Consider the following 14,020-nt stretch of genomic DNA (forward strand, 5'->3'; position numbering starts at 1 on the left):
AATATGATTTCAAGCAAAGATAAAGAACTGGAAGATCTTATAAATAAATTACAAAGTACCCATATAGATCCGAAAGAAGCTATAAGGTTACAAATCAAGGCTAGCAGATATATAGCGGAGTCTCCACTAGATACCCCTCCTGCTACCGTTGGTGGCTTCGACCTCAGTTTCCCAAATAACGCCAGGGCTGCGGCTGTTGTAATAGAGTCAAGCACAATGGAGACTGTCGAAGAGATACTTGAAGACATGCCCGTAACCATGCCATACATACCAGGGCTGCTGGCATTTCGAGAAGCACCAGTAATCCTTAGGGCATACAATTCTCTCAAAGCAAAACCAGACGTCATCATGATAGACGGGCATGGCAAGGCCCACCCTAGAAGATTTGGTATAGCCTGTCACATTGGACTGATACTAAGAAAGCCTTCCATAGGAGTGGCAAAAAGCTTGCTGATCGGCAATGCTGAGGAACCAGGGGACAACAAGGGAGATTGGAAGCCTATAACTTTAGGAAGTGAAGTGCTTGGGGCTGCAGTCAGAACCAAGCCTGGAGTGAAACCTGTGTACGTATCAGTAGGTAATATGATAAGCCTCGAACAGGCTGTGGAGCTAGTATTGAAGATGACTACCAAATACAGATTGCCTGAACCTACACGCCGAGCACATATGCTTGCTAGTCGTTATAAAAAACAGTAGATAAGTCAAGCAGGAGGTTAAAATCATGCAACAGTCCTCAGTGAAAGTACCCAAGGTAACATATGCAGCGATTCCGCAGGATCAACTAGAGATCCTTCATGCTCATTATGAAGAAGCTCAAAAGCATATTCCACAGAAGCTTGGAAAGCACTATCCAATAGCAATTAACGGTCAAAGAATCGACGGCCGAGGTAAGACGCTAGAAGTTCGATCTCCTATAGATACAGATATACTGGTAGCTATATTCAACGAGGCCACGAGTGACCAAGTGTCACAAGCCGTGGATGCGGCCGCGGAAGCTTTCAAGATCTGGGGGAGCATGAATTATCAGGAGAGAGTAAACATTCTCAGGCGAGCTGCCTCTAACTTCCGGGACAACAAATTCGAGCTAGCTGCTGTGCTATCAGTAGAAGCTGGCAAGACCAGAATGGAAGCTCTAGGAGAAGTAGAGGAGGCCGCTGATCTCATCTCGTGGTATTGTGACCAGATGGAAGAGAACCACGGGTTCGTGAGAGAGATGAGAAGGATAATCCCTAATGAAAATAACAAGTCTATTCTAAGACCATACGGGGTATGGGCGGTTATAAGCCCATTTAATTTCCCGATGGCTCTATCTACTGGTATGCTAGCCGGCGTACTGGTATCGGGTAACACTGCCGTATTCAAGCCCGCCTCTGCCACAGCTCTTAGTGGCCTAGAGGTGTATAGAATGTTCGAAGAGGCTGGTCTACCATCTGGAGTACTGAATTTCGTTGTCGGCTCTGGCAGTACGATAGGAGAACAGCTATCGGACAATCCCAAGATATCCGGGTTAGCATTCACTGGATCTAAAGATGTTGGACTACATCTTATGAGGAAATTCAGCTACCCATACGCCAGACCCTGTGTAGCTGAGATGGGAGGCAAGAACCCTACGATCGTTACGTCAAAGGCAAATCTATCTAAGGCTGTTGAGGGTATAGTCAGGTCAGCCTTCGGCTACACAGGACAGAAATGCTCGGCATGCTCACGGGTATACGTATTCTCGGATGTATATGATCAACTTGTAGATAAGCTACTGGAGCGTACTGCTAAGGTCTTAGTGGGAGATCCCAGACAAAGAGATGTCTTCATGGGACCTTTGATCGACGAGCGAGCAGTGGATAAGTACTTATCAGCAGTAGAAGAGGCATCTATAGACGGCAAAGTGTTGTTTGGTGGCCACAGAATACAGAACAGTGGCATGGAGAGGGGCCACTTCGTGGAGCCTTGTATCGTAGCTGACCTACCTCAGAACCACAGGATAATCAAGGAAGAGTTGTTCGTGCCTCTAGTAGCACTAGTTAAGGTTGATACCATTGAGGAAGCTGTGAACCTAGCCAATGATACCGAATACGGCCTCTGTGCAGGTATCTTCAGCGAAGACCAAGCTGAGATAGATTACTTCTTTGATCATATAGAGGCTGGCGTGGTTTACGCTAACAGGAGCGGAGGAGCAACCACTGGGGCTTGGCCCGGTAGCCAAAGCTTTGTTGGATGGAAAGCCAGCGGATCCACAGGCAAGGGAGCACTTGGACCATATTACGTGCAACAATTCATGAGGGAGCAAAGCAGGACTGTAGTAGAAGATTAGCATGCAGGAGAATATCCAGAACAAGCACGAATACACCGATATAGCAATAGATCATTATCTGCATCCTAGAAACGTAGGTATCATCCCAGATGCTACAGGGGCTGGTACAGCCGGGGATCAGGAGAAAGGACAGATAATGATTCAGATAACCCTCAGATGTTCAAATGGGTTTATAGAAGATATCAGGTTCAGAGCGTTCGGATGCAGCGCTACTATAGCTTCGGCTTCTATGGTAACCGAGCTAGCAAAGGGAAAGACCCTTAAGGAAGCTGAAGCTATAACTTCACATATGCTACTAGAAGCCCTTGGTGGACTACCAAAGGATAAACTTTATTGCGCGAACTATGCTACCGAGGCCCTTCATATAGCTATAAAGGACGCCACCTCTAGAAATAGCGCTGGGTAGGAAGCTGCAGATCTGGCACATGTACAGTCAGATCTGCAGCTCCGCTGCATCTAATCCATAATTAGAAGCATTCTTGCGCGCGCATACATCATGGTAGATAGCTAAGTTATGATCACCGACCCTTACCCAAGAGAACCTCTGAGCCCTCTTATGAGCATGCATAGCCATTGTACTTCTGAGCTCCGGAGCGGAAAGTATCCTGTGTATAGCTGCGGCAAGCTTCACATGATCCCCGGCTGGTACTAAAAAGCCATTGTGACCATCTCTCACTGTAGATTGCAAACCGCCAACTCGCGAGGCTACTACAGGGATGCCACACGCTATGGCCTCCAGAGCTGCCATTCCAAAGCTCTCATAGTAAGACGAGACCACACAAGTATCTGCAGATCTATAATAATAAGGCAGCTCTTCCTGGGGCTTTGGACCACAGAAAATCACATCACCAAGTACACCCAAAGACGAGGCTAAAGCCCTAAGCCTACGAATCTCTGCAGCAGTTTCTCTATCGCTTTTATCTTTGGTCCCGCCAACTATCATAAGCTGGGCGTTACCAATATCAGCCTTCAAAACAGCAAAGGCCCTTATAAGCACGTCCAGACCCTTCAGTGGTTCTATTCTCCCAACATACAATACAAGCGGGACGTTCACATCAATGCCAAGCCTTTGCCTGGCCTCAGTTTTATTTCCCGGCGAGAACAAAGCTAGATCAACTCCACATGGAGCTACGTAAACTTTTTCAACTGGTACCTGGTAATGATTGACAATCTCTGCCCTTTCTATGTTGTTAGCAGCTATCACACCATCTACGGACTTCAACACCATATCTTCTGCTCTTAGCCTTAGGAGAGATTCCTCTGGCTGATTAGGCCCCCGGTACTTGTTCTTTATCAGTCCCAACGTGTGTGACATATGAAGCCAAGAAATACTCCATTTTGTCACAAGGCCTAGCCCCACAACACCAGATATCCAGTAATGGGTGTGCAAGACGTCGTACTCTACCCCTTCATTTTCAGCAAAGGTAATTATTGATTGAGCTATATCATCTCTGATCTTGTAAAGGGATTCACGGCTGATGCCCCTAGGAGGCCCACTTCTGACGTTTATTACTCTAAAGCCATCAGTTATTTCTTGAATCAAAGGATCGTCTGGGTTATTCCATCTAGTAAAAACATCTACCTTGATGCCCCTAGATGCTAGCTCTCTTGATAAGCGAAGCACATAAACGTTCATTCCTCCTACATCTCGGCTGCCAGGAACAGCAAGAGGGCTAGTATGGATGCTAAGCATAGCCACTCGCGCAGGCCAACGCTCCTGGAGAGACTTCTTATATTCAGTCGTTTGAGGGAATAGGTCGTCGATACACATTCTTACTCAATGGTAACAAATATATACATGAAGTTGATAAAAGCTTTTTTCTTTCGTAATCTCTGACAAATTTATGTATATAGATTATAGATAGAGCATTCCTCTGTCCATTCGTTTGGAGGTTGGGAAGATGTTGAAGGGAGAGCGTGCCATATCGGAGATCGTTAAGATTCATCAAGTCTTCGCAAAAACGCACAGGGCATTCATGCACTTCATAGTACAGGATGAAACATTGGGCAGAGACGAAGTCAACTATCTTGCAACTGTTACCCTGTCACACATAGACGATATTCAGACCGGATACAAGTGGGCTATGCGTACCGAGTACGTACCAAAGAGTGAGTTGCCTTATATCTTGGATCCCTCTGACATCATAGCTATAAGCAAAGACCCAGATACACCATCCAAGCAGATACTTCCACCAGACCTCCAAAAAATCATGGCCTTCCAGCACGCTCAGGTTGTCTTTGCTTATATACCTAAATTGCCTAAGAGTATAATAAGTTTTCCAGGCAATAAGTCTTATGTTGATATAAAGATCCCTAGAACACCATTAGAGTTTAGGGAGAGGGTGAATGAGCTGGCAAGCGCAATTTGGTCAGCAGCGGTTAACACTCCTGCCAGCTCTTGGGAACCAGAGAAAGCCAGGCGAGTTTACGGCTTTTTCGAGACCGGAATGTGGCTAACAAGATGGCACCTGCAAAAGATGGGGTACTACAACTAATCAACTACCTTTATTCTCCTGCCGCTGCAAATGATCGTAGATCGCATCTGTTAGCGCACCGATTTGAGATACCGCCAGTTTCCTAAGATTATATGGTAGGTTTTGTATGCGTCTAAATATTTGGCGCATCCTTATATCCAAAAGATCAGTATCTCTAGGCTTATGATCAGCCATACCAGCTAACTGGAGTACTTCAATTGGACTAACTTCCAGCGCTTGGCAAATATCTATAAAAGTACTAATCTTAGGGTCCTGAGTTGCGCCGCTTAGTATCCTATAAAGAGTAGCCCTATTACGCCCGGATTTCATGTTCGCGGCTACTTGGGTAGCCGTCATTCCACGAGTTCTCATGATGTCGTTTATAGCTTTGCTAAGAGAAGGGCTTTCGTATTCTCTGCCATAATCTTCATGATGCTGAGCCATTACAATGCACCACCTTAGTAATAAGTGATCATCGTCCCTACATACTGTGTAGTATACACATCAGTAGCTAGAAATACATTAACGATAATAATAATTGCAAAAATTACAATGAATTCTCAACCATCTAGTTACCTTTTGGCATCAATCGAAACAATTCGCCATTATCATTTACAAAGTCTTGAGCGGGCAAGTCACCCACATAGGTATAAGCGTACCAGTTTATAGGGATCTCTAACTCCTGAGGAGACAAGAAAGGTTGTAGGGGGACAAATACCTTCACATCTCCGTGAGCATTTTCAAAAGGTAGGGCATTATTGACTATCTTAAACTGATCGCCGTTTTCTACATACGTCTTCATCTCCATAATTGCCTCTTTACGACTAACAAAAACGTAGACATCTATCTGCCCATCATCCGTGTAATCAAAGGCAAAGACTGAGCTTAAGGATGAAGATTTATTTGAGGTATCAGGAGTCTTCATTTCAAAGAGAATCCCTTTGTGCCCGAACTTATCAATAAATTGTGCTCCTGCGGCTTCAATATCCGCAAAATTCAATCTACGCTCTCGCACATCTCCGATGTCATCAACTTTCATGTAGGAAGAAGAAACCTCAGGTAAGTTATCACTAATCTTGCGCTTATTGAAAGCAACTATCTTATCGTCAACTATCATGTAGAGTGAGTTCCGTACTACTATTGGGATGCCTATGGCTTGCCCTCTGAGGTTATACTTCCAGTCCACAGACAAGTCTGGGAGATCAATAGAGTACAAATCATTCTTCCCAACCAAATAAAGCCTATCGCCCGATAGAGAAGCAGATACGTAGTCTACCCCCCTTAGTTTTAGATCTCTTTGAAGACTGTTGTTTTCCAAATCGTACCTCAGTATATGCGTTTCTCCGTTCCCAACAGTAATTGCTAACAAATATGACCTATAAAGCATCAAATCTCTCGGAGTAAGCTCAAAATGTCTCTGTTGGCTGATCTCACCGTTATTCAGAGAAACCGAAGTTATGTAGTTGCCATCAGCGGGAACAAAGACCTCTTTATTTCCCATTACTATTGTTGCATTAGACAGTGGTCTCACCTTCTGAGTCTTCCAAATCTGTTTACCCTTTGAGTCGAACATTATTAAGCCGTTAGATAAGGGCATTACCAAGTAGTTATCTCTACTTATTACAGGAGCTCCAAATGCATCGCTCTGAAATTCCTTTTGCCAGAGAAGATTACCACCAGTAAGATCAAAGCAGAGCACATTTCTATGGAGTATTACATAAGCTCTCTGGTTATAGGCAACAGCATAATTTACATTGCTTAAGACTATCGCCTTCTGCCAAAGAACACGGCCATCTAAGTGATCAAGAGCATAAAGCCCCTTTGTGGTAACAAGAAAGACTATCCCATCACTGGTTTCAGGAGGTAAGAGTATGCTAGCATCAATATTTGTAGTCCAAAGCTCCATACCAGAATTCGCATCGATTCCATAGACATCACCATTGTAGGTAGCAGCAACAAGGACACTATCCTGGAAGGTAACTTGAGGCAATAATCTATCCTGCAACTGGAAATCCCACGAAATAGTGCTTGGAACAACTCCTCCAGGTTGGATATACCTGCCAAAACTTTGAGTAAAGACATTTCCCAGCCCTATATCGGTTGCCTGCTGAACAGGAGGAACATATTTATTTGTTCGGCGTGGAATATCAGTTGATATAGGTTGTCTGGCAGGTGATGGATTGGGATACAGAGTAGCTACAGCAGTAGGAGTTACCCGCAGATCTATCTTAGGAATAGGCAAAGTTGGGACAGGAGTAGGATTATAAGACGAGTAATTACTAGTCGTGCTTATCGAGCAAGCCAACAAGGAAGGCATCATAAGCAGAGATAGCATTGTAATCTTTATATTCAAAGATGGGAAAATAAGCCTCACCTCATGTTGCTTCAGCAGTTGTTGCATAAGGATAACTCAAGTGTTCGCTTTACTCAAGTGGCGCCGGTAATAGCTGGTATACTGGCTTGATCCAAAACCTATACCAGGAGGAAATATGAAAATTGCGGTTCTCTGCGATTTCGATGGCACCATAACCCTGCAAGATATGGGCATAGAGATACTAAAGGAGTTCTCTACGGCTGACTGGGAAAGAATAGAAGAGAAATTCGACCAGGGAAAGGTTTCTATATTGGAGAACATGAGCGAGCAGTTCTCACACGTACCTAACCCACCGCATGAGATTAACGAGTTTGTCAAAAGAACTGCAAAGATTCGCCCAGGTTGGGAAGAATTTATCGAGTGCTGTCGGGGATATAACCTCCATCTGGCAATAGTCAGTGGCGGACTGCGAAGCTACATATACAGCGTATTAGGAAAGAATTTGGACATCCCCGTCTATTCGCTGGTGGACGACTATGTGGATGGACAATGGTTACTCTCTCTTCCTAGCCCATTTGACCGCGATGGGGAGGTAGAGTTTAAGGAAGCTGTGATCAACTATCACCGCAAGCAGTATGATGAGATATGGTTCATAGGAAATGGTACATCCGATAGAAGAGCTGCAGAGGTGGCAGATAGAGTTTGGGCATTAGAGCCTTTACTAAGCTATGCACTCTCAAAAGGTCTAAAGGTACATCCGTTTGAAAGCTTTTATGATATCTGCACAGACTTTCAGAAGATACTGGGTAGACAAAGATTGAAAGAAGACGAGATAGACAAAGTTAGCTTATAACCTAGACCTCTGATCAAATATCTCGTACAAGATGACCGAAGTAGCCACAGCTAGATTTAGAGAGTCAACCTTACCCACCATTGGTATGCTTACGAGCATGTCACATAAGCTTTGCTCTCTCAAGTCCAATCCTTGTCTTTCACTACCCATGAGAAGTATGCAAGGATACGGGTAATTTACTCGACTGTAATCCAATGGTGTGCCTCCAACAGCCCCTACGATTGGTATTTGGTGAGCATTTTTCCAATCAAGCAGGTGCTCAAAAGAGGTCTTAATCAGCCTTACAGTGAACGTAGCCCCTGCGCCAGCCCTCACAGAATTAGGATCGTAAGGGTCAACAGAGTCCCCCAAAAGTATTACGTATCTCACACCTACAGCATCAGCAGTGCGTAGTATGGATCCAATATTACCAGGATCCTGCACGGCCTTCAGGGCTAATAAACAAAGACCCTCCTTAGGATCTATAGATTCTAGCGAATACCACCTCTGCCGGACGACGCCAGCTATACCCTGTGGATTGTCCCTAAGGCTAATAGACTTAAAAATATTCTGTTCAACATCTATTACTTGGACCCCCTCACTGATAAGATCATTCACTAATTTCCAGGCGTGTTCACTTCTAAGAAGATCACTAGATACTATAAGAAACTCAAAATGGAAACCTTCCTCGAATGCGGAGTAAACTTGCCTTATGCCTTCTACATAGCACAGCTCAGATTGCTCCCTAAACTTCCTGGATCTAAGCTTTCTGAGGAATTTTATCTTTGCGTTATCCCTGCTCTTTATCTGCATCATCTAGTAATCTCGAAGACGGCCTTAGGATCAACAGCAGATTTCTCCCCCGCCTTGACCACGACGTATCTGGACGCCAGCGCGCCTAACAATATCATCATGGAAGATATCCTAACTATCCAAGGATTATCTGCCTTCCTAAGACGTGTTATGAGTAGCAAAGAGAGAGGGAAGATCTCGCCTATTATTCTAATCCCTAGCAAGTTTACAAGCTTTAGCCTGCCATCCGTTAAGTAGAACCTAAGAGCACGCACAAGAGTTCGCTCAAAGAATAGCTTGACTATCAAGTCAATAGGGACCATCCACAACTGAAGCGACACTAACGCCTTATTGGCAGCAAACATTTTTGTAATGGAAGTAACTAGGGAAGCAACTGCCAAACCTGAGGAAAAAGAAGAAGATACAAATACCAAAGGCAAGATCGCAGCTCTCTTTGTCCATACTGGTACAGCAGTGGCCGCAAGGAGCACGGCGGTATAGAAGGTCATAAACATCGCAGGTAAACCTGCCATTACCTTGGCAAGAGATAATATAGGATCTAACGTACGAAGGAATCTATTGATCTTACCTTGAGGGAATATATTATGTAATATATCGGCCGTAGTCACAGCCCCGGATAGTAGACCATACGTAGATAGTACCCACGTACCAACCGACATCGGGGAACGTAGCTTAAGCACTCTCAACATATGGTGAAACCTCTCAGGTCTCTTCAGATCAAATATGAGAAGCACGGGACAAGGTATAAGCGAAGATAAAGATATATACCTACAAACCCTGCCAAGACGTCCAGTTACATCAAACCTCACAAGGTCTGCAATCAAGCCAATCAGGTAGCAAGCGCCAGAGAGGCCTCCGAGAAAGAAGTATGTGATAATAAGCCATCCCCAATGGGGCTTGTGTATTACAGGTCTGTCATAATAAGTTACGTCTCGACTTCTATTTTTATCATTAGCCTTCCTTTTAAGCTGTATCTCCGTCATAGTATAAGCTCCATCAATTTCGTCTCTTCAAGGACAAGGTAGTCAGCACCATCATCAAGATTGAAAACAGTAGCCCAGACAAGTAACCTCTCAGAACTTTTTTCTGAGGAAGTTCTGGGCTCCTTGGCAAGTTATACACTTCAGGTTCATCGGTAAGAATGAACATGGCATATAAGCCTTGTATACCGTTCGTACCACCGAAGTTTTCATCGCCATATATGTAGGCACTAGTCACGCCCAGTGAATGGAGATGCTCTACCCGTCTCTTGGCCCTTTCCTTCAGCTCAATGTAAGAGCCAAACTGAATAGAATCAGTAGGACACGCCTTAGCACATGCTGGCTCAAGACCATCCTTGAGTCTGTCATAACATAGGGTGCATTTGTGAGATATACCATCGTATGCGCCGATATCAGGGACTCCAAACGGGCAAGCAGGGACACAATACCCGCATCCATTGCATATGTCAGGCTGAATGTAAACGGTACCAAACTCTGTGCGGATAATAGCACCTGTGGGGCATGCCTCAAGGCAGCCAGCTACAGCACAGTGCTTACATACATCACTCATCATAAGCCAGTGGCTTTGAAAAGGAGGCATGTCGGAAGCCCTGGGGATATCTTCCTGAAATCGCTCTATAAACTCAACGTGTCTCCAGGTATAGGCCCCTAAATCCCCAGTATTATCATAACTATTCCCAGTCCAAGTGAGACCATCCATTGGTAGCTGGTTCCATTGCTTACAGGCAACTTCACAAGCTTTACAACCTATACATAGAGTGGTATCTGTAAGAAACCCAACAGGTGACTGTAAGCTACCAACAGACATCGTACTATCTCCTGTCTAACCTGCCCTTGCGAATATTACAGGTGAAGCTCTTTGCTTCATGAATACGTGAGTTAGGATCTTCAATAAGCGCGCTAAGATCGTTAGCAGATGCTCCTCTTGCAAGGCCGCCATATCCGAAGTGCCATGGCATGCCTATTTGATGTATTCTTTTGCCGTCTCTAACTATAGGTTGCAACCTAGCCGTAACCAGGACTCTAGATTCTACCTCTCCCCTGGCGGTCGATAACACAACCCAGTCCCCCGTAATTACACCTATCTCTCGTGCCAACTCTGGGCTAATTTCCACAAATCCTTCAGGTTGCAGCTCTGCTAACCAAGGTATCCACCTAGTCATGCCTCCAGCTGTATGGTGTTCGGTTAGTCTATAGGTCGTTAATATATGCGGGAATGCAGGATCTTCTATAGCATGATAAGGATTATCTGGTCTTTCAAAGAGAACAGCGCAAGGATTGACCGGATGATTAGGATATAACAAGTTAGGATATGGTGATTCTTTTGGCTCATAGTGAGTGGGCAAAGGACCATCTTTCATCCCCTTGGGCGTAAATAACCATCCCTTGCCATCAGACATCATTATGAATGGAGAATCCCCTGAATGAGCATCAACACCCTTAGCACCCTCAAGGGGAGTATAAGATGGGTCTTTATTGATTGGGAAGTCCGGAATATCGTAACCGGTCCATTTCTTCTGCGCCTCATCCCACCATACCCACTTCTTTCGATCACTCCAGGGCTTGCCCTGTGGATCGGCCGATGCACGATTATAAAGAATACGTCTATTGGCAGGCCATGAGAAACCCCAACCAAGTGAAGCCTTATCATCAGCATCACGATTTCTAGCCCGGTTTACACCATGCTCAGGGGTTATTCCACAATATATCCAGCAACCGCATGCAGTAGAACCATCATCCTTTATATCTTCGAAGCTCCCAAGAAGTTTTCTATCTTCGACTCGATAGCCATTGATCTCGTACAAGATATCTTCAACCTTCGGTTCCTGCAAATCCCCCTCAGTACTATAATTCCAGGTGAGGGCCGAGATTTGTCTTCCCTTTGGGGAGTCATCGCTTGCATAGAGATCTTTTAGTCTTCTGCCTAGGTGATAAAGGAACCAAGTCTCTGATCGTGCATCATCTGGAGGATCTACAGCCTTATCGTGCCACTGCACCAAACGTTGGGTATTGGTGAATGACCCATCCTTCTCAGGTGGTAAAGCGGCGGGTAATAAAAATACTTCGGTTGGGATCTCTTCTGGCCTAAGCTCTCCTCTTTTAACCTCAGGTGAGGCGTACCAGAAAGATGCAGTCTCTATCTCGTGAACATCTCTGACAACTAGCCAATCTAGAGAAGCCAGAGCTCGGCGCGCAAGGCGAGAGTTCTGCCCCCCAACAGCAGGATTCTGACCAAAACAGAATAGACCTCTCATTACACCATCACGCATGAGAGGAATCATCGCTTCAAAGGAGTAATCCTCCCCTATCTGTGGCAGTAGATCGTAGGCATAATCATTTTGTGCGTTGGCATTACCACCGTAATAGGCTTTCAATAGACTGATGATATACTTCGGAAGGTTATACCACCAACCTGTTTGAGTTTGGTAGTGCGATATATATCCAGATAGTGTCTGGTCCTCATCGGTCTCGGATGAGGGCATTGGAAGGTAACCGGGCAAAAGATTATAGAGAGTAGGTATATCGGTAGATCCCTGAATGGTTGCATGACCTCTTAGAGCTAGTATGCCCCCACCTGGCCTACCTATATTGCCTAGCAGTAGCTGTAATATAGCGCAGCAGCCTATCATCTGAGAACCAGTAGTATGCTGAGTCCAAGCCACCGCATAACAGAAAGCAGTGGTCTTGTCCCTACCGCTGTTCTCTAGTATGGTCTCAGCCACCTTGATAAACAGATCCTGAGGTATTCCACATATCTCAGCAACTATATCAGGTGTATAACGTGCGAAATGCTTGCGCAGAATCTGCATCACACTTCGAGGATGCTGCATAGTCAAGTCGAACTCAGAGTTATCTGAAGCAGTATCCTTTGAGCCAGTTACATGTGCCTCGCCTGTGTGGCTCTCATGATCTACCGGGGAAGAGTGTAAACCTTCTCCACTGTACTTCCAGGAAGATGCATCATAAGACCTCGAATCAGGATCATAACCAGAGAATAGCCCCCCCAGATCCTCTGTATCCTTGAAATTCTCATCTATTATTGCTGCAGCATTAGTATAGTGACGTACATAGGTCTGAAAGAAATCGTCTGAATTCCACCTATCGTGGTTCAGCACGTAGTTGATGAGTCCTCCAAGAAACGCTATATCGCTTCCGGCCCGAAGAGGTACATGAATATCACACAGAGCGGAGGTTCGAGTAAATCTGGGGTCTATATGTATGAGCTTTGCACCCCTTTCTTTGGCCATCATGACAAATCTAAAGCCTACTGGGTGATTCTCAGCCATGTTGGAACCCATAATGACTATACAGTCAGAGTCTGCCAAGCTCTGCTGAAAGGTAGTTGCGCCTCCCCTGCCTAATCGAGCACCCAGACCGGGCACTGTACTAGAGTGTCATATACGAGCTTGATTCTCTACCGCTACAATACCCAACCCAGCGGTGAATAGCTTTTTGATGAGATAATTTTCTTCATTATCAAGCGTAGCCCCTCCAAGATGTCCTATACCCAGGGTACGCATTACTCTTCTGCCAGAGGAATCATACTCTTCAAAAGTACGGTCCCTCGTCTCCTTCACTAGCTGAGCTATCCTGTCCAGTGCCCATTCGAGGGACTTCTCCTCCCACTTATCAGAAAAAGGAGCTCTATATTTGACCTTCCTAATCCTCATAGGGCTATTGATGAGACCAGAAGTGGCTGCTCCTTTAGGGCATAGGGTCCCACCATTAATAGGACTTGCATAGTTGCCCTCTATATCAATTACTTTGCCATCTTTATGGTAAACGAGCTGTGAACAACCCACGGCACAATAGGGACAAACACTCACTGTAACTTGCGCGTCTCTAATTCTTGGGTATAAGCGCCTGCTTTGGTTACTTACAGCATTAGGAGAAATACCTACCCTCTCAGATATTTTCTGTAGAAAGTTCATATCGGATCTCCTCTTATCCTCCAGTACAGAACACTCAGCATAACTAGCGCTGATTATATAAATATCCTAAAATTTAGAAAGGCTTTCCGATATAATTGTTGCTCAGCAGCCAGCACTTCCCCAGTTAAGCAGCAAGCATAAATCTTGCCATATGAGGGGAAATGTGGCTGAGATCAAAAATGGTAACTGTGAGAAAACTTAAGAATTTAAAAAACGTAAATATATTAAGAGATCAGTTATCAACCATTTGCAAACGTAGGGGATTATTGTGTCAAATAGGAAACAAAATACAAACGATTATGTTATTTCCTGTTGGAGCATTATTCAAATTCTAGGAGGCGGTTAA

The 14,020-nt window shown here is 44.8% G+C and carries 12 protein-coding genes; 5 read left to right on the top strand and 7 right to left on the bottom strand.

Features of this window, described 5'->3' with window-relative positions; all coding sequences use genetic code 11:
• Positions 1-3: 3 nt before the first annotated feature.
• The 3 genes from nfi to N2245_RS10260 are packed head-to-tail and all read left to right on the top strand — an operon-like array spanning position 4 to position 2,714.
• A complete protein-coding gene (gene nfi, locus N2245_RS10250; protein ID WP_494536633.1) occupies positions 4-696 on the top strand; it encodes a deoxyribonuclease V in 693 nt (230 codons plus the stop codon).
• A 25-nt stretch (positions 697-721) separates the two neighbouring features.
• A complete protein-coding gene (locus N2245_RS10255) occupies positions 722-2,308 on the top strand; it encodes an aldehyde dehydrogenase family protein (RefSeq protein WP_494536634.1) in 1,587 nt (528 codons plus the stop codon).
• 1 nt (position 2,309) lies between these two features.
• A complete protein-coding gene (locus N2245_RS10260) occupies positions 2,310-2,714 on the top strand; it encodes an iron-sulfur cluster assembly scaffold protein (RefSeq protein WP_494536635.1) in 405 nt (134 codons plus the stop codon).
• Between the two features lie 27 nt (positions 2,715-2,741).
• Here N2245_RS10260 and N2245_RS10265 read toward each other — a convergent pair whose 3' ends face one another.
• The gene (locus N2245_RS10265; RefSeq protein WP_494536636.1) at positions 2,742-3,944 is read right to left on the bottom strand and encodes a glycosyltransferase; all 1,203 of its coding nucleotides are present in this window, start codon (positions 3,942-3,944) and stop codon (positions 2,742-2,744) included.
• Between the two features lie 265 nt (positions 3,945-4,209).
• Here N2245_RS10265 and N2245_RS10270 point away from each other — a divergent pair, with 265 nt between their 5' ends.
• The gene (locus N2245_RS10270; RefSeq protein WP_494536637.1) at positions 4,210-4,803 is read left to right on the top strand and encodes a hypothetical protein; all 594 of its coding nucleotides are present in this window, start codon (positions 4,210-4,212) and stop codon (positions 4,801-4,803) included.
• On the opposite strand, the gene N2245_RS10275 is transcribed toward N2245_RS10270, so the two are convergent.
• On the bottom strand, positions 4,804-5,226 hold the full coding sequence (locus N2245_RS10275) for a helix-turn-helix domain-containing protein (RefSeq protein WP_012874818.1): 423 nt from the start codon (positions 5,224-5,226) through the stop codon (positions 4,804-4,806).
• A gap of 124 nt (positions 5,227-5,350) precedes the next feature.
• The gene (locus tag N2245_RS10280; RefSeq protein ID WP_494536638.1) at positions 5,351-7,156 is read right to left on the bottom strand and encodes a PQQ-like beta-propeller repeat protein; all 1,806 of its coding nucleotides are present in this window, start codon (positions 7,154-7,156) and stop codon (positions 5,351-5,353) included.
• A 115-nt stretch (positions 7,157-7,271) separates the two neighbouring features.
• Between N2245_RS10280 and N2245_RS10285 the strand changes: the two genes are divergently transcribed.
• Entirely contained in the window at positions 7,272-7,949 is a 678-nt protein-coding gene (locus N2245_RS10285) for an HAD-IB family phosphatase (protein ID WP_494536639.1), read from the top strand.
• On the opposite strand, the gene N2245_RS10290 is transcribed toward N2245_RS10285, so the two are convergent.
• The 4 genes from N2245_RS10290 to fdh are packed head-to-tail and all read right to left on the bottom strand — an operon-like array spanning position 7,944 to position 13,674.
• Positions 7,944-8,744, bottom strand: a complete 801-nt coding sequence (locus tag N2245_RS10290; protein ID WP_494536640.1) for a TrmH family RNA methyltransferase — start codon at positions 8,742-8,744, stop codon at positions 7,944-7,946. The genes N2245_RS10285 and N2245_RS10290 overlap by 6 nt on opposite strands.
• Positions 8,741-9,724 carry an NrfD/PsrC family molybdoenzyme membrane anchor subunit gene (gene nrfD / locus N2245_RS10295; RefSeq protein ID WP_494536641.1) on the bottom strand — a complete coding sequence of 328 codons (984 nt, stop codon included), beginning with the start codon at positions 9,722-9,724 and terminating at the stop codon, positions 8,741-8,743. The genes N2245_RS10290 and nrfD overlap by 4 nt, the downstream gene beginning before the upstream one ends.
• Before the next feature lie 13 nt (positions 9,725-9,737).
• The gene (locus tag N2245_RS10300) at positions 9,738-10,550 is read right to left on the bottom strand and encodes a 4Fe-4S dicluster domain-containing protein (RefSeq protein WP_494536642.1); all 813 of its coding nucleotides are present in this window, start codon (positions 10,548-10,550) and stop codon (positions 9,738-9,740) included.
• A gap of 4 nt (positions 10,551-10,554) precedes the next feature.
• Positions 10,555-13,674: a formate dehydrogenase gene (gene fdh, locus N2245_RS10305; protein ID WP_494536643.1), complete on the bottom strand. Its 3,120-nt coding sequence runs from the start codon at positions 13,672-13,674 to the stop codon at positions 10,555-10,557.
• Positions 13,675-14,020 lie beyond the last annotated feature (346 nt).

It is taken from the genome of Thermobaculum sp. T2p, from assembly GCF_059335935.1.